This window comes from Anoxynatronum buryatiense (assembly GCF_900182905.1).
GTDB lineage: Bacteria > Bacillota > Clostridia > Peptostreptococcales > Tindalliaceae > Anoxynatronum > Anoxynatronum buryatiense.
In genome coordinates, this window is sequence record NZ_FXUF01000001.1 from 433,439 (window position 1) to 447,785 (window position 14,347).

Here is a 14,347-nt window from a genome sequence, read left to right on the forward strand (position 1 = left end):
AACTCTATTTACTTCACAAGGCAGCCTTACATTTCAATTTCCTCAATGGCCTTTAATCCATTGCTCAAATCATTAAACTCAGCATCCAGCACCGCTTTGATGTCGGTTAAATCCTGGATCATTTCCTCATCTTTTAAATGAATTTGACATAACGCAATGGATCGCTTCAATGCATAGATCTGATTTTTCAGTTGATCTCTTTTTGCCAGCACTTCCTTCAGTTTCATCACAGTCACTTCTCCTTCCGCCTCCACGGCACCTTTGATAGAATCATACCCACGCAAGAAGATTATAACCCAGTTTGATTGTAATGGAAAGACGGCTCAAATGATCGTACCAAAAAATAAACCGGTGTTTCCAACAAGGAACCACCGGTCTCATTCATCTGATTCAAACAGTCAGTTTTTTAACGATATTCTTCGCAATGCCACACACCGCCGGGAGCTGTCTTATGTGCACATTGATTTTTGGAATCACAGGTGGCACAAAGCCCTAATACAGGGGTAGTTTTCATTTCTTCCCGATAATCCACCTGATCAGAACGCTGGGCAGCACTTTCAAACTCCTCACATCCGTACAAATTGGCGCCGCCATGGTGCGTCATTGCACAGCCATCCTGATGCGCACAGCTCAGACACATACCGGTTACCTGCACCTTTGCTTCTTTTTCCATTACTTCTCTTTTCGCATTTAACATGAGAAACCCTCCTTATTCGTTTCGCCCGTTTGACGGGCCGCTGGACTTTTTCTGGTACCTCTATATATAAGCAAGAGGCGTGCCAACTAATTCGATCGGTGTATTTTTTTGATATTTCCTGTATTTTCAACATTTACAAGACTTTCATTCTTTCAACCATTTCCAGTTATACAGAAGAACACCGAGGTGAAATGCCCCGGTGTTCTATTTAGTCCCGATTTTACTATTTTTTCACAAAGCCTTTATCGTTCAAAGAGTGTTATCACCATCATCATTATCTGCAACGCCATCAATTTTCCGTCTCAGGGTTTTTCTGTCGATTCCCAAAATGACAGCAGCCTTAGTTTTGTTCCCCCCGGTATAGTTGAGCACATCAATTATGTACTCTTGTTCCACCTGCTCAAGGGTTCGTTCGAACCCCTTGGCAATGGAAATGCCGCCCTTCATAAACGCAGGCAGATCGGCCTGTGTTACCCGCGAAGATTCAACCATGATCACCAGTCGCTGAATCAAATTTTCCAACTCACGCACATTGCCCGGCCATTCGTATCGCTTAAAAATCTGAAGTACTTCATCGGATAAAACCGGTACATCACGACCAATCTCCCCTGCACATTTCTGTAAAAAATAATTAGACAGCAGTACCACATCATCTCCCCGCTCACGCAGGGCAGGTATTTGAATATTGATGACATTCAAGCGATAGTAAAGATCTTCCCGAAAGCGACCCTGCTTTACCAGATCTCTCAAATTTTTATTGGTAGCTGCAATGAGACGAACGCTCACCCGACGGGGATGCTGAGAACCCACCATCATTACCATTCCATCCTCCATCACTCGCAGTAGTTTCACCTGCATGGCAAGACTGGTCTCACCAATCTCATCGAGAAACAGGGTACCCCCATCAGCAGTGATGAAAAAACCCGCCCGGGTTTCGTTAGCACCTGTGAAAGCCCCTTTCATGTAACCAAAAAGCTCACTTTCCAACAGATTTTCCGGAATGGCACCACAGTTAACGGGAACAAAAGGTGCTTTTGCCCGTTCGCTGTGATAATGGATCGCCCGCGCGACCAGCTCTTTACCGGTGCCGCTCTCTCCGGTTACCAAAACAGTCACCGGATTTGTTGCCGATTTATCAATGGCATGAAAGACTTCTTTCATCGGTTCAGATGCCGCCACGATGCCGTATCGACTGCCGTCGGGAGCAGCTTTTCCTCTGGCCAGCTTCCGGTTGCGGACGTTTTCCATGACGCGGTTCAGACAGGCAAAAAACTCCTCATCTGTAAATGGCTTGGTCAGATATTCCTCCGCGCCACTTTTAACGGCTTCCACTGCACTTTCTACCGTAGGGTAACCGGTGATCATGATAATTTGAAGGTCCTGATCCCGCTCTCTTATATGACGAATCAGATCAAGCCCTGTGAGTCTCGGCATTTTATAATCAGTGATCACCAGGTCAATCTCTGTGGTTTCCAGGATTCGAAGCGCACTTTCAACCTGATTGGCCAGATAAACCTGATAGCCTTTTCCGGCGAGTTTGCGTTCCAAAATTTCCAGCGTATCAGCTGAATCATCCACCACAAGTATCTGTTCTTTCTCTTTTGGTATGGATTCCTTTGTCATTGAACCGCTCCTTTCCCCGCTTCATTTACCGGCAGAATAATCACAAAAGATGTTCCCTCACCGGGGCGGCTGATGACTTCAATGCGGCCGTGGTGGGCGGTCACAATTCCATGCACCACTGATAATCCCAGTCCGGTACCTTCCTGTACATCTTTCGTGGTGAAGAAGGGAAGAAAAATTTTCTGGCGCACTTCTTCAGTCATTCCCACACCAGTATCCCTGATTGTCAGGTGTACTTCTTCGTTGACAGCATTGGTTTCAATGGTAAAGACACCACCATCTGGCATGGCATGCATGCTGTTAACAGCCAAGTTCACCAGTACCTGATGTATTTGGCCAGGATCAGCAATGATTTCAGGTATATTTTTTCCATAGTGCCGTTCCAATTGTATGGCATTCTTGACAAAGCGACTCCCCAGAAAATATAGTCCTTCCTCAATGATTTGATTCACATTGATCCGACTTTTTCTGGGAGGCATCTGGCGGGAAAACAACATCAGTTTGCGTATGATCTCCCGGGCGTGAAGCGTGGCTTTAATGACTTTGTCAATATCCTTCAGTGTTGTTTCATCCGTGTTGCTTTCTTTGATCAATTGACTGAATCCTAAAATGGAACCCAGCGGTTCGTTGATTTCGTGAGCCACTCCGGCAGATAACTGACCAATAGTAGCCAGCCGGTCCGCATGAAGCAGCTGATTCTGCAGCCGACGGCTCAATTCCTCAGCTTCCTTCCGTTCCATGAGCAGGGCAATCTGGCTGGATACCGTTTGAATTAACTTTTCCTCTTCTTTTAGAAAAATGTCGTCATAGAAATCCATATGTCCAGGGAGGTAGAATACCTCCAATGTTCCCCAGTTCTGTTTCTCCGAAGTAATGGCTGCAGTCAACCGAATATCACTTTCCTGAAACCCCGGACTGGTAAAACACTGGTTATCCAGACAAATACGCGCTGTGGCTATTTCTGGGAACTGCATCGCAGCAGGCAGCATTGTGACAATTCGGGCAAGCACATCTTCTTTCGAGCCATTGGTCAGACCTGCCAGATGAGAGATTTCATACAGACAGGATAATTCTTTGACTCTTTCCTGACAGGCATGATGTACATGCTGATGATTAAAAGCTTCTGACAACGCCTGACTTAATCCTTCAAAGAGCGGTTTCAGCTCTGAATCAAAGGGACGTCCTCCCATTTGTTTCAATAAGACGATTCCCATTTTGTCATGCTGATAAAGAAACGGTACCAGCAAGACCCCTGTCACTTCATCAGCATCACCAGAAGGCACTTTTTGCTCCATGACATGACAACCGCCCCAGTTTTCCACCTGCCAGTCTGAAAAACCCCGGGAATCAACGTAGACCTGAAAGAAAGCAGGCATCCACACATCCGTCAACCTGTTATAATCCCACAGATGATCCAATTTTGCCAGGGGGTTCACTTTACATAAGCGCAGTGCCGGTTGGCCCCGGTACTCAGCCAGAAACTGGTATAGCTTAAGGTCATAGTAAAAAAACAGGCTGGTTTCGTCCACGTTGGCTGCTTGTTGCACCATTTTGAAAATCGCATGCACAAACTCCAGTCGGCTGGTTTCCTTTCCCGCAGCCTGCAACATCTGATAGGCAAACGAGACAAAGCGTTGCATTTGACCAACCTCCTTCGGCAAAGATGACGGGAAATCGTTCCCGTCATCTGATGATTTCTACTGGGCAGTGGTTCACAACACTGCCCTCATTATACTGTATACCAGATTGCTATACCAGTCCACGATCCAGCATGGCATTGGCAACTTTCAAAAATCCGGCGACGTTGGCTCCCTTGACATAGTCGATATAGGTGCCGGTTTTCCCATGTTCAACACATTGCTCATGAATGGCGCTCATGATGGATTTTAACCGACTATCCACCTCATCGCGCGTCCAATTGAGGCGCAGGCTGTTTTGAGACATTTCAAGCCCTGAAGTAGCCACGCCACCTGCATTGGCAGCTTTTCCGGGGCCGAAGAGCATTTGATTCTCCTGGAAAATTTCGACAGCCTCCGGCATTGAGGGCATGTTGGCACCTTCCGATACGCACAAACATCCATTATTGACCAACGCTTTGGCTTCTTCACCATTTATTTCATTTTGAGTGGCACAGGGAAGCGCCACATCACAGGGAACATGCCAAGGCCGTTTTCCCTCATGGTAATCTACTCCGTACACCTTTGCGTAGTCACTGATACGACCCCTTTTTACGTTCTTAAGCTCCAGCAGATACTCCCATTTTTCTCCGGTGATTCCATCAGGATCATGAATAAACCCGCCCGAATCAGATGCTGTCACCACTCTACCACCCAAATCATTGACTTTTTGTATGGCGTACTGTGACACGTTACCCGAACCGGATATAACAACAGTTTTGCCTTCCAGTGAATTACCGCGGGTTTTTAACATTTCTTCTGCAAAATATGTGCATCCATAACCGGTGGCTTCAGGCCGAATAAGGCTGCCTCCCCATTCCATTCCTTTACCTGTGAACACCCCTGTGAAATCATTTTTGATTTTGCAGTACATGCCAAATAAATAGCCAATTTCACGCTTGCCCACACCAATATCGCCTGCAGGTACGTCTGTATCAGGGCCAATGTGCCGAAAGAGTTCTAACATGAAGTTCTGACAAAACCGCATCACTTCATCGTCTGATTTTCCTTTGGGATCAAAATCTGAACCGCCTTTGCCACCTCCCATGGGTAACGTGGTGAGACTGTTTTTAAAAATTTGCTCAAATCCCAAAAACTTGAGAATCGACTGATTAACAGTGGGGTGAAAACGAAGGCCGCCTTTATATGGTCCAATGGCGCTGTTAAACTCAATACGATACCCACGGTTCACCTGAACTTCTCCCCGATCGTCCACCCAGGTAACCCGAAATTTGATTTCCCGTTCCGGTTCAACGATTCGCTCAAGTATTTTGTTTCGATACAAGCTGTCATGACTCTCGTACACCGGCCAGATAGACTCCACAACCTCATGTACTGCCTGTAAAAATTCTGGTTGATTTGGGTTGTTGGCTGCCACCTGATTCAAAAAATCATGCATTGACATTAACCTTCCTCCTCACATACGATGTATGACAACGTTTTCCCCTAAGTTGTCATCTGGAGATTTGGGTTATAATGCCCCTCCTTTTTAAATTTGCGGGTCATTATGCCCTACTCACTCTTATCATACTGCTACTTTCATGGAAAATCAACATTTTTTTGTGATTTTTAAGACAATTCCGCCGGGGTATATTTCCCCATTTTTACTGTTCTTCTTCCACTAATGAGTAGAACCGTTGAATCAGGTGCACCCCTTCCTGGTAATAATCGGGTGCCTGATGATAGGTCCAGCTGCAGATCACTACCCCCTTACATAAAAGATAGTAGGGTAATCGCCGCCAGAAATCTTTGTCCACCGGCAAGTGCCGTTGATACCCCTTCAGAAACCAGTCTTCCCGGTGGGTGGCTCCCATAAGGTAACGCGCATAAATTCCCGCAAGATCGATTTCGCAGTTTCCGGGGAAACTCTGTTCAAAATCCAGTACACCCGTAATATTCCATTGTTTTCCTTCCTGTTGAACAAGAATATTTCTGCCGTCGTAATCATGATGCGTCAAACGGGAGACTCGTATGGGACTCACCAATGAATAATTCCGGCGAATCATACGGATGGCTTTTTCCAGCAGCCTCCAATCCGGCAGCTGCTGGGCTTCAATGTGCCGAAATACGTATTCACTGCTGCGAACAAATTCTGAAAAGTAATGCTTCAGCTTGTACAGACTATTTCCATTTTCATCCCAGTGCCCAAAAAAGGGATAAGTGGCAGCACTGTGGATTTTCCCCAGTTCGTCTCCCAGCAATTCAAACATGTGCTGTTCCTGCTCATCATTCATCTGTTTCCACACCCGGTCAAGCACGATCCCTGAAATGAAAGTGGATAACAGCCACTCTGTTCCATCAGCCAGCATACCCACTGCCTTCATTCGGGCACACTTCACCTGTGATTCTTCCAGCCGCTGAAGGGCCGCAATTTCCCGAAGTCGTCGATTCTTTTTACAATAGAGTTTAAAGACAAGCGGTGCTTCTCCCGGAAGATTCACCCGGTAAACCAGGTGGCGGCCCAGCTCATGATTACCAATGGGTTCAATGGAAATGTTTTGATTGCTCAGAAGATCTTGCAGGTATCGTTGGATTTCCTGTGGCTGATAAATCAACATAGTACTCACTCATTTCCGATTGGTATGCTTTATAATCCGTCTTTCTTGCTAGTCGTTACCAGACTTATTACCCTTACATTTTTTAATTCAACGCTTTCCCGACAAAAAGATCGTCGCCTGTTTCATCAATGGATACATGTCATCTTTTCATCAATCAAAAGCTGGTAGAGAAATCGTTGCTGATGAATTATTTTTTGATTCCTGCCATTCAAATTGCTATTCATACTTTTCCTCTTTTGGAATCTGTGGTAAAATAGTGTGGTATTGAACGATTTGCTAGTATGGCTCAGATGGTAGAGCAGCGCATTCGTAATGCGCAGGTCGCCGGTTCGAATCCGGCTACTAGCTCCAGTAAAATCAATGCTTTCAGGATTTGGTGAACTTGGCATAGTTCCAAAAAATGTGCCAAAAATGTGCCATTTTTCTAAAGTATCCCGAAAGCAAAAGCCCCCCCGGCCGGGAGGGCTTTTATTGTAGCTTCCGTTTTAATCTCCGTTTGACTGCATTGACTTTACAGCCTGTTGTCTTTTCATTGATTGATAGCACTTGCGGCATACTGGTTTGTACTCATTGTCTCCCATGAGGATTTGAGCACCTGAAAAAACTGGTGTGCCATCAATCAACCTCAAGTTCATGGAAGCTTTATTGGTGCAGTATTCACAAACTGTTTCAATTTCCCGAAGCGTGTCCGCATAGATCAGTAGTGCTTTACTTCCCGGGAACAATTCTCCCTTAAAATCATTCTTCAGGCCATAACAGATGACCGGAATTCCTTCATGATCCACCAGTTCAGCTAAATTGAGAATCATCTCTTCAGCCAGAAACTGGGCCTCATCCACCAGAATGCAGTCCGGGTTTTCTTCTCTGGCCAAACGGCAGATGTCCACCTTCTCGATCAACCATGCTTCCGCTTTCAACCCAATACGGGTGGTAATTTGACCCTTCCGCGGGTCGCGTAACCCATCATCGTCTAAGTAACGGGTATCCACTTCCGAAGTAAAGAGCAGGGTCTTGTAGCCGCGTTCCCGGTAAGCATGATCTGTTTTCAGCAAATCAAGGGATTTGCCGCTTTTCATGGTGGAATGAATAAAAGTCAGTTGTGCCAATGATTAATCCTCCCTCGGGATGGTTTTTTACCAAAAAGCCCGGCTATCCCATGGGACACCGGACTCCCTTACTACCAGCCTACAGAAGGATCTCTTTTCTGTCAAGGTATTGGCACTTTTATCTCCGCTTATGGATCATGAATATGCTCATGATCATACTGTTGCTGACAGCGGCAGCACCAAAGGCATGAGTGATAATTTCACTTTAAATGGTTTCTGGATTGCCAGCTTGCCATCAAAACAGGTGGGTATAAACTGAGTAACCACTCCATTGCAACTGCTGCTTCTGCGCGCATCAATCATTCATAAAAGCACCTTGAAAGGAGCCACATGCAGTGCCACGACGCCAGCTTCCCCCACCCCGTCAATTGATGTTAACACTCATATCCCTGGTTTCCATCGTGCTTTGGGGTGCCTTCATGTCTGGCTGGTTTGAGGGCGTGGAAGTCTACCTGCTGGCGCCTTTGATTGTTTTATGGCTGTTCTTTCTGATGAAGTGGACGAAAAGACCGTAGTCAGGATATTTCAATGCCGCCCATGGCAGCACGGCAATGGATTCGAATCACAGGTGCATGAGATTCGGCAGCAACCCGCTCTGCTGCCAGTGAAGCATATATGCCGCCTGTTTCTTCTCCCAGCATTTCAAGCCCTCCCAGCATCACTGATCCCTCGCAGTAGACAGTTGCTTCTGCCGGAACAATGATTTCTATTCCGCCCATTAACACATTACACGACAGTTGATACTCCCTGCCAGGTTCCAGACGTGCTTTGTTTAAATCAAGCGAAATACCACCCATAATTGCCCAATAAGTGCCATCTTCCAATTCCCAGGATGCCTTCGTTTTCTCGATGCCACTCATAAAAGCAGTATTGCTTCGTCCTGTCACGTTTGGCCCCCGTAAAAAGTTGACACCAATAATGATAAGTACCAGCGGCCATAAAAACGCCCACATTCTCTTCATTTCAAAAACAAACCATCCGAGACGATTGCCCAACATAACCACGCCAAGCACCACCAGCACCAGCCCTGTGACGAGTTCACCGGTTCCCTTTCGACCAACCAAAAACGAAATACCCCACAAAATCAGCACCACCGGCCAAAACTGGCGTATCAGCCAGCCAATGGAAATCGTTGTGTATCCCAGATTATTCAGCAGCAAAATCGTTCCTAAAACGATCAACAAACCGCCTGGCAGCCATTGTTTTCTCCCTCTCATATTCCACACCCCGTCTCTCAAATTGTTTGACTTATTTTTGCAAATCACTTTTGTCAAACCGTTCCAATCAGTTTCTATGATTATAGATACGCATTTTTTCTTTCAATGTTTCACAACATACAGCTGCAAAATAGGGTGATTTCGCTATTGCAGAAATCTATATGATTCGATTCTGTCGTGATGACCACCTGAAAAACGACCGGAAAACTGCTTCACAGTTTCCGGTCGTTTTTGCACCTTGCTCTATCCTCCAAGCCCTCAACTATGCTTGATTATCACTTCAATCAGTTAGTCCCGTCTTTTTTGCTCCAAAATAGTTTTTCTGGGGTAAAACCCATAGCGTTCATAAAAATCAAAAAGACGCTCATTTCCTTCAGCCACACCGATGATGCAATGATCCACCCTATGTTCATTAAACCATGACATCGAAAGGCGCATCAGCCGGTCACCAATGCCATACTGACGATATTCGGGCTCCACATAAAGCGAATCAATTTCTCCCATATTCTCATCTGTAATGGTGCTGACACAATAGCCGACGTATTCACTCTCCTTTTTTACCTTCACCAGATCAACCCGGACCTTCATTGCTTCATCACTGAGAAATTTTTGTTTTCGAACATCAAATGTAAGGCGGTCAAACTGATCAGCAAAGTGGGTTGCATGTTGTCTGTGGTGAACATTCAGCTTTTCCCACAATGGCTTGACTTGATCCAGTAACTCTTTTCCGCCTGAAAGATACACCACCGGCTCTTTCACCCTTTCACCTCCTCATTATTTGGAAAATCAGTCTTTTTACTGCATATATTCGCCGCCATTGGGAGAGATCACCTGGCCAGAAAAATACCCGGCAGCATCAGAAGCGAGAAAGCAGATGGCTGCGGCCATGTCTTCCGGTTCACCGATGCGGTGAAAACGTTCCAGCGCCGACGGAAATTCCCACTCGTGAGCCATCCGTGTATTGGTTAGCCCCGGAGCCACCACATTCACATTGATTTTCTCCTGAGCCAGTTCTCTGGCAAGCGTTTTGCTCATGGCAATCACTCCACCTTTAGCTGCGCTGTAATGAATATCACTGAAATCGCCGGCAATGGCTGCCACCGAACTGACACTGACGATTTTCCCATACTGCTTTGCCCGCATAATGGGCAGTACCGCTTTGATAAAGTGGTACACGCCCTTCAAATTCACATCGATCAGGCGGTCGAACTCCGGCTCATCGACTTCGTCCACCAGTTTTCCGCCTCCCAGTGTTGCCCCGTTGTTCACCAGAATATCCACGGTTCCGAAAATTTCCAGCGTTCTGTCCACCAGCGACTGAATTTGGTTTGGCTGGGTGATGTCACAGGTGAATGCCATGGCTGTCAGGCCATCTCTGGTGATTTCTGCCACAGTTTCATTGACACGCTCTGTTTCAATGTCACAGGCAACCACCCTGGCTCCTAATCCAGCCATCATGATGGCCGTTGCCTTGCCAATGCCATTACCGGCACCTGTGATAATAGCCACTTTGTCTTCAAGCTTAAAAAAATCATATACCTTTTGTATCACTCGCGGATCCATTTTTCTTCCCTCCCATGATGAATATATTAGCAGTTATTGTTTCAGTTTATCAGACCAGCTTCCCATTTCAACAATAATACACGCTCCACAGCTGCATCCAGTCGTTCCTGAGGCAACTCTCCATTTGTCACCGCCGTCACAATGGCGTCTCTGGCAACCAGGGGTTCAGGGGGCATCAGCAGCAGGTCTGCCCCCGCAGCCAGTGCCAGAATGACTGCTTCTCCGGTTGACCACTCGTCGGTGATTGCCTGCATGTCCAGTGCATCTGTCATAATTACCCCTTCAAACCCCAGTGTTTCCCGCAGCAATCCTGTTAGAACGGCCGGCGACAGTGTGGCGGGGAAAGCATTGTCATAGGCCGGTACATGTAGGTGCGCGGTCATGATGACCGGCAATCCAGCTTCAATTCCGCGCTGAAAAGGAATCAACTCTATCGAAACCAGTCGCTCTTGGTCATGTGGAAGACTGACGGCCCCCTGATGCGTATCCTGATGAGTGTCACCATGTCCGGGAAAGTGCTTCAGTACCGGAATAATGCCTGCATCCATTAACCCATTGGCCATTGAAACCGCCATTCGTCCCACCTCAACCGGGTCGCTGCCAAAGGAGCGATCACCGATTACCGGATTAAGGGGATTGGTATTGACGTCTGCCACTGGTGCCATGTTCATATTGAAACCCAGCATCTTCATGGCTTTTCCCAATTCAAGGCCAGCTTCATAAACCATTTTTACATCCCCGGATTCTCCAAAAACACCAGCTGCAGGCAGCCGGGGAACTGAAATTCCTTTTGCCCCCAGCCGACTGACTCGCCCACCTTCCTCATCCACCGACACCAGCAGGGGCACGGTTGCTTTGGCCTGCAATGCTTCGATGAGCAATTTCACTTGTGAATCATGATCGATATTTTCAGAGAACAAAATCACTCCCGCCGGTTGAATTTCCAACAGCATATCACGGGTAAACTCATCCAGTCGGTGAAGCAGTGTTCCTTCAGCCGTTTGTCGAAAGGCCGGCATGATCACCTGCCCCGCCTTTTCTTCCAGGCTCATTGCCGCCGTCAGCTCATTTATTTTTTTCATCGCTTCATCAATGAGATCGACTGCCGGCGATTCCTCCAGCTCTTTCTGTGATTGTTCCAGACCATCTTCATTAATACTCTCTGTTTCGGTATCTCTTGCTCCCAGTTGATCCACATCGTTATGCTTCCGGCAACCGATGAGCCCACCCGTCATCAGCAGGCTGAAAACCAAAGCCGCCAATATCCAATGCTGAAGTTGTTTACCGCCCATCTCTTTTCTCCGATGATTTCCACCAGGTATTATTTTCATTGCGTCACCTGCCTGACTGTTGGTTTTTTTTCTAAAGGGGTACTTATTACTTGGAGGCTGATACAATGAAACCCCTACACATCACGATGATTCAAATGGATATTATCAAAGGCGATTTCGATGCCAACTGCAGTACCATCGAAAAACTGTTGCAACAGGCGACGCAACCACCAGACCTTCTCATGCTCCCGGAAATGTGGTCGGTGGGTTTTGACTACCGGCGAATGAAACATCATAGCCAAGTGCTTTCCAAGACACTTTCGTTCCTCAATCATCTGGCGCGCCACTATCATACGGTGATCATGGGAGGCAGTGTGCCTGAATCAAAGGGCGATCGGTTGTTCAATACCACTTATGTATTAAATCCTGATGGCACCACCCAGGACCGTTACCGAAAAATGCATCTGGTGAGCCAGCGGCACCTGGAAGGAAAAACGTTTAACCGCGGCAACCGAATCCCTCTTTTTCAGGCAAATGACGTACCTTTTGGAGTGGCCAACTGTTACGACATCATGTTCCCCGAAACCACCCGGGGCATTGCACAGCAGGGTGCCCAGTTGGTCACTGTTCCCGCTCAGTACTCAAGTCCCTTTTTCGATCAGTGGATGACACTGCTAAAAGCCAGGGCCATGGAAAACCAGGTTTTTGTGGCTGCTGTGAATCGGGTGGGCGCCAATTATTTTGGCCATTCCTGCATCATTTCTCCCACTGGTAAAATGCTTTTTGAAGCCAATGACCAGGAGCAGCTCATCGAGTTTACGCTTGATGCCGACCAGGTGGAAAGGAAACGGGCCATCCGGCACCATGCCCGGCAAATCAACGAGATGGCACTGATGAAATGGGTCTATCCCCAAAACTTCATTGGCGTGGGTGGACTGGTGGAACGAGACGGCCGTTTTTTAATGGTGCGTCAAAACTATGGCCGCATCAAGGGTTACTGGCTGCTGCCAGGCGGTCATTTGGACAAAGGAGAGGCTCCTGAAGTGGGTGCTGCCAGAGAAATCATGGAGGAAACCAGTGTGCACACCCAGGCCTTGGAACTGTTGGCCCTTCGAAACCTTCGAGTCAATGGAGTGGTGGACAGCTATCAGGTATACCGCATGGAAGATTTAGGCGGCGAACCAGTTCCCGACGGTTTTGAAAACACCGAAGCTGCTTTTTTAACTCCCGATGAAATCTTCAATGAAAAGCCGGTCACCCACCTTGCCCAAGCCATTGTCAGAAAAGTGTTGAGCGGCGAAAAAAACGGCTTGCAGCTGCAAACCGACTTTATCAAGCACAGCGAAGATTACCAGCTGTATCTATAGCATGAGAGCCGCCGGAGGCGGCTCTGTTTACTTTTGTGAAGGATATGCTCCCTCCCATACAATTCGCCGATACTGGTCAGGGTCTGTGTCTCCCTCAGTGCTGATGATCAGAATACGGGATTCGGCATTCATTTGGAGGGCTTTTGCCAGACGCTCTCCATCGGTGTTTTGCTGCATCATTTCTGCCAGAACACCCATGCCCACAGCTCCTGATTCTCCGGAGATAACGACAGGATCTCCCGCCATGGGGGCAGCCAGAATTCTCATACCCCTGGCAGCCAGGGGATCAGCACAGGAAACGAAAGCCCGGGTATATTTCCGCAGGATTTTCCAGCCCAGCAAATTGGGCTCACCACAGGCCAGACCCGCCATAATAGTGGCCATGTCACCGGTAACAGCATGGGGCATGCCGTCGTCAATACTGGCAGTTCGAAAGTAACAATCTGCCTGGTCAGGTTCCACCACAACGGTTTGAGGCCGATGTTCACCCCATTTGGCCGCCAGATAACCCTGAATGGCTCCTGCAAAAGAGCCGACACCAGCCTGAAGAAACACGTGAGTGGGCGGCAGCTTTCCCAGTTCTTTCAATTGCCCGCTGATTTCTTCCATCATCACTGCATATCCCTGCATAATCCAGGCAGGGATTTCTTCATATCCTTCCCAGGCAGTATCCTGCACAACGATACCATCATGAGCCTGGGCATACTCCCGGGCATGACGCACAGCATCATCGTAGTTCATTTCAGTAATGCTCGCCTCGGCACCTTCCTGTTGAATCATTTCCAGCCTGCAGGCAGAAGATCCTTTGGGCATGAACACCACTGCCCGCTGTCCCATTTGCCGGGCAGCCCAGGCAATTCCCCGGCCGTGATTGCCGTCTGTGGCTGTGACAAATAACAGATCACCCAGCTTTTCCCGCGTTTCCTCTGAGATCAACTGTTGAAAGGTCATATCATTCATGCCGACTCCCAGCCGCCGGCAAATGACATTGGCAACGGCATGGATTCCTCCAAGTACCTTAAAAGCGTTGAGGCCAAATCGCTTTGATTCATCTTTAACGTAAATGGCTCCCAAACCCCAGAAGCCTGCCAGGGCCGGCAGATTCACCAAGGGGGTCGGTACATAGCCATCCATACTGGCCACCAGCCGATTGACCGCTTCGATGCGCTCCGGGTTCAGAAAGGCAGCCGGTCCATCTTCTGATACCTGCTGTTCAAAGCGGGGGTTCATCATCCACTCCATGGAATTTGTCAGCGGCATTCACCGATT

Annotated in this window: 14 protein-coding genes and 1 tRNA gene; 3 read left to right on the plus strand and 12 right to left on the minus strand. The window is 47.6% G+C overall.

Translation table 11 applies throughout. From position 1 onward, the window contains the following. Positions 1 to 26 precede the first annotated feature (26 nt). The 6 genes from QOL74_RS01965 to QOL74_RS01990 all read right to left on the minus strand — a co-directional run bounded on the left by QOL74_RS01965 (position 27) and on the right by QOL74_RS01990 (position 6,554). Complete coding sequence (locus QOL74_RS01965; RefSeq protein ID WP_283407744.1) at positions 27 to 227, minus strand: hypothetical protein; 201 nt, start codon at positions 225 to 227, stop codon at positions 27 to 29. Between the two features lie 179 nt (positions 228 to 406). Continuing rightward, positions 407 to 697, minus strand: coding sequence for a hypothetical protein (locus QOL74_RS01970; protein ID WP_283407745.1), 291 nt, complete (start codon positions 695 to 697; stop codon positions 407 to 409). A 249-nt stretch (positions 698 to 946) separates the two neighbouring features. Beyond that, on the minus strand, positions 947 to 2,320 hold the full coding sequence (locus tag QOL74_RS01975) for a sigma-54-dependent transcriptional regulator (RefSeq protein WP_283407746.1): 1,374 nt from the start codon (positions 2,318 to 2,320) through the stop codon (positions 947 to 949). Next, entirely contained in the window at positions 2,317 to 3,960 is a 1,644-nt protein-coding gene (locus tag QOL74_RS01980; protein ID WP_283407747.1) for a sensor histidine kinase, read from the minus strand. Before QOL74_RS01980 ends, QOL74_RS01975 begins: the two co-directional genes overlap by 4 nt. 109 nt (positions 3,961 to 4,069) lie before the next feature. Continuing rightward, positions 4,070 to 5,401 carry an NADP-specific glutamate dehydrogenase gene (gdhA, locus tag QOL74_RS01985; RefSeq protein WP_283407748.1) on the minus strand — a complete coding sequence of 444 codons (1,332 nt, stop codon included), beginning with the start codon at positions 5,399 to 5,401 and terminating at the stop codon, positions 4,070 to 4,072. 199 nt (positions 5,402 to 5,600) lie between these two features. Beyond that, positions 5,601 to 6,554, minus strand: coding sequence for a phosphotransferase family protein (locus QOL74_RS01990; RefSeq protein ID WP_283407749.1), 954 nt, complete (start codon positions 6,552 to 6,554; stop codon positions 5,601 to 5,603). 275 nt (positions 6,555 to 6,829) lie between these two features. On the opposite strand from QOL74_RS01990, the gene QOL74_RS01995 reads away from it, so the two are divergent. After that, positions 6,830 to 6,905: transfer RNA gene (locus QOL74_RS01995), tRNA-Thr, on the plus strand. 134 nt (positions 6,906 to 7,039) lie between these two features. Here QOL74_RS01995 and QOL74_RS02000 read toward each other — a convergent pair. After that, positions 7,040 to 7,660, minus strand: a complete 621-nt coding sequence (locus QOL74_RS02000; RefSeq protein ID WP_283407750.1) for a thymidine kinase — start codon at positions 7,658 to 7,660, stop codon at positions 7,040 to 7,042. Positions 7,661 to 7,995: 335 nt separating this feature from the next. Here QOL74_RS02000 and QOL74_RS02005 point away from each other — a divergent pair, with 335 nt between their 5' ends. After that, positions 7,996 to 8,175, plus strand: coding sequence for a hypothetical protein (locus QOL74_RS02005; RefSeq protein ID WP_283407751.1), 180 nt, complete (start codon positions 7,996 to 7,998; stop codon positions 8,173 to 8,175). Here QOL74_RS02005 and QOL74_RS02010 read toward each other — a convergent pair whose 3' ends face one another. The 4 genes from QOL74_RS02010 to QOL74_RS02025 form a co-directional block, all read right to left on the minus strand. Next, entirely contained in the window at positions 8,176 to 8,877 is a 702-nt protein-coding gene (locus QOL74_RS02010) for a LiaI-LiaF-like domain-containing protein (protein ID WP_283407752.1), read from the minus strand. It abuts the gene before it with no gap. Between the two features lie 288 nt (positions 8,878 to 9,165). Further along, positions 9,166 to 9,636: a GNAT family N-acetyltransferase gene (locus QOL74_RS02015; RefSeq protein ID WP_283407753.1), complete on the minus strand. Its 471-nt coding sequence runs from the start codon at positions 9,634 to 9,636 to the stop codon at positions 9,166 to 9,168. 36 nt (positions 9,637 to 9,672) lie between these two features. Beyond that, positions 9,673 to 10,440 carry an SDR family NAD(P)-dependent oxidoreductase gene (locus QOL74_RS02020; RefSeq protein WP_283407754.1) on the minus strand — a complete coding sequence of 256 codons (768 nt, stop codon included), beginning with the start codon at positions 10,438 to 10,440 and terminating at the stop codon, positions 9,673 to 9,675. Positions 10,441 to 10,481: 41 nt separating this feature from the next. Beyond that, positions 10,482 to 11,771: a glycoside hydrolase family 3 N-terminal domain-containing protein gene (locus QOL74_RS02025; RefSeq protein ID WP_283407755.1), complete on the minus strand. Its 1,290-nt coding sequence runs from the start codon at positions 11,769 to 11,771 to the stop codon at positions 10,482 to 10,484. A gap of 65 nt (positions 11,772 to 11,836) precedes the next feature. Here QOL74_RS02025 and QOL74_RS02030 point away from each other — a divergent pair, with 65 nt between their 5' ends. After that, positions 11,837 to 13,078, plus strand: a complete 1,242-nt coding sequence (locus QOL74_RS02030; protein ID WP_283407756.1) for a nitrilase-related carbon-nitrogen hydrolase — start codon at positions 11,837 to 11,839, stop codon at positions 13,076 to 13,078. 27 nt (positions 13,079 to 13,105) lie between these two features. On the opposite strand, the gene dpaL is transcribed toward QOL74_RS02030, so the two are convergent. Further along, positions 13,106 to 14,332, minus strand: a complete 1,227-nt coding sequence (dpaL, locus tag QOL74_RS02035) for a diaminopropionate ammonia-lyase (RefSeq protein WP_430383848.1) — start codon at positions 14,330 to 14,332, stop codon at positions 13,106 to 13,108. Between the last annotated feature and the right edge of the window lie 15 nt (positions 14,333 to 14,347).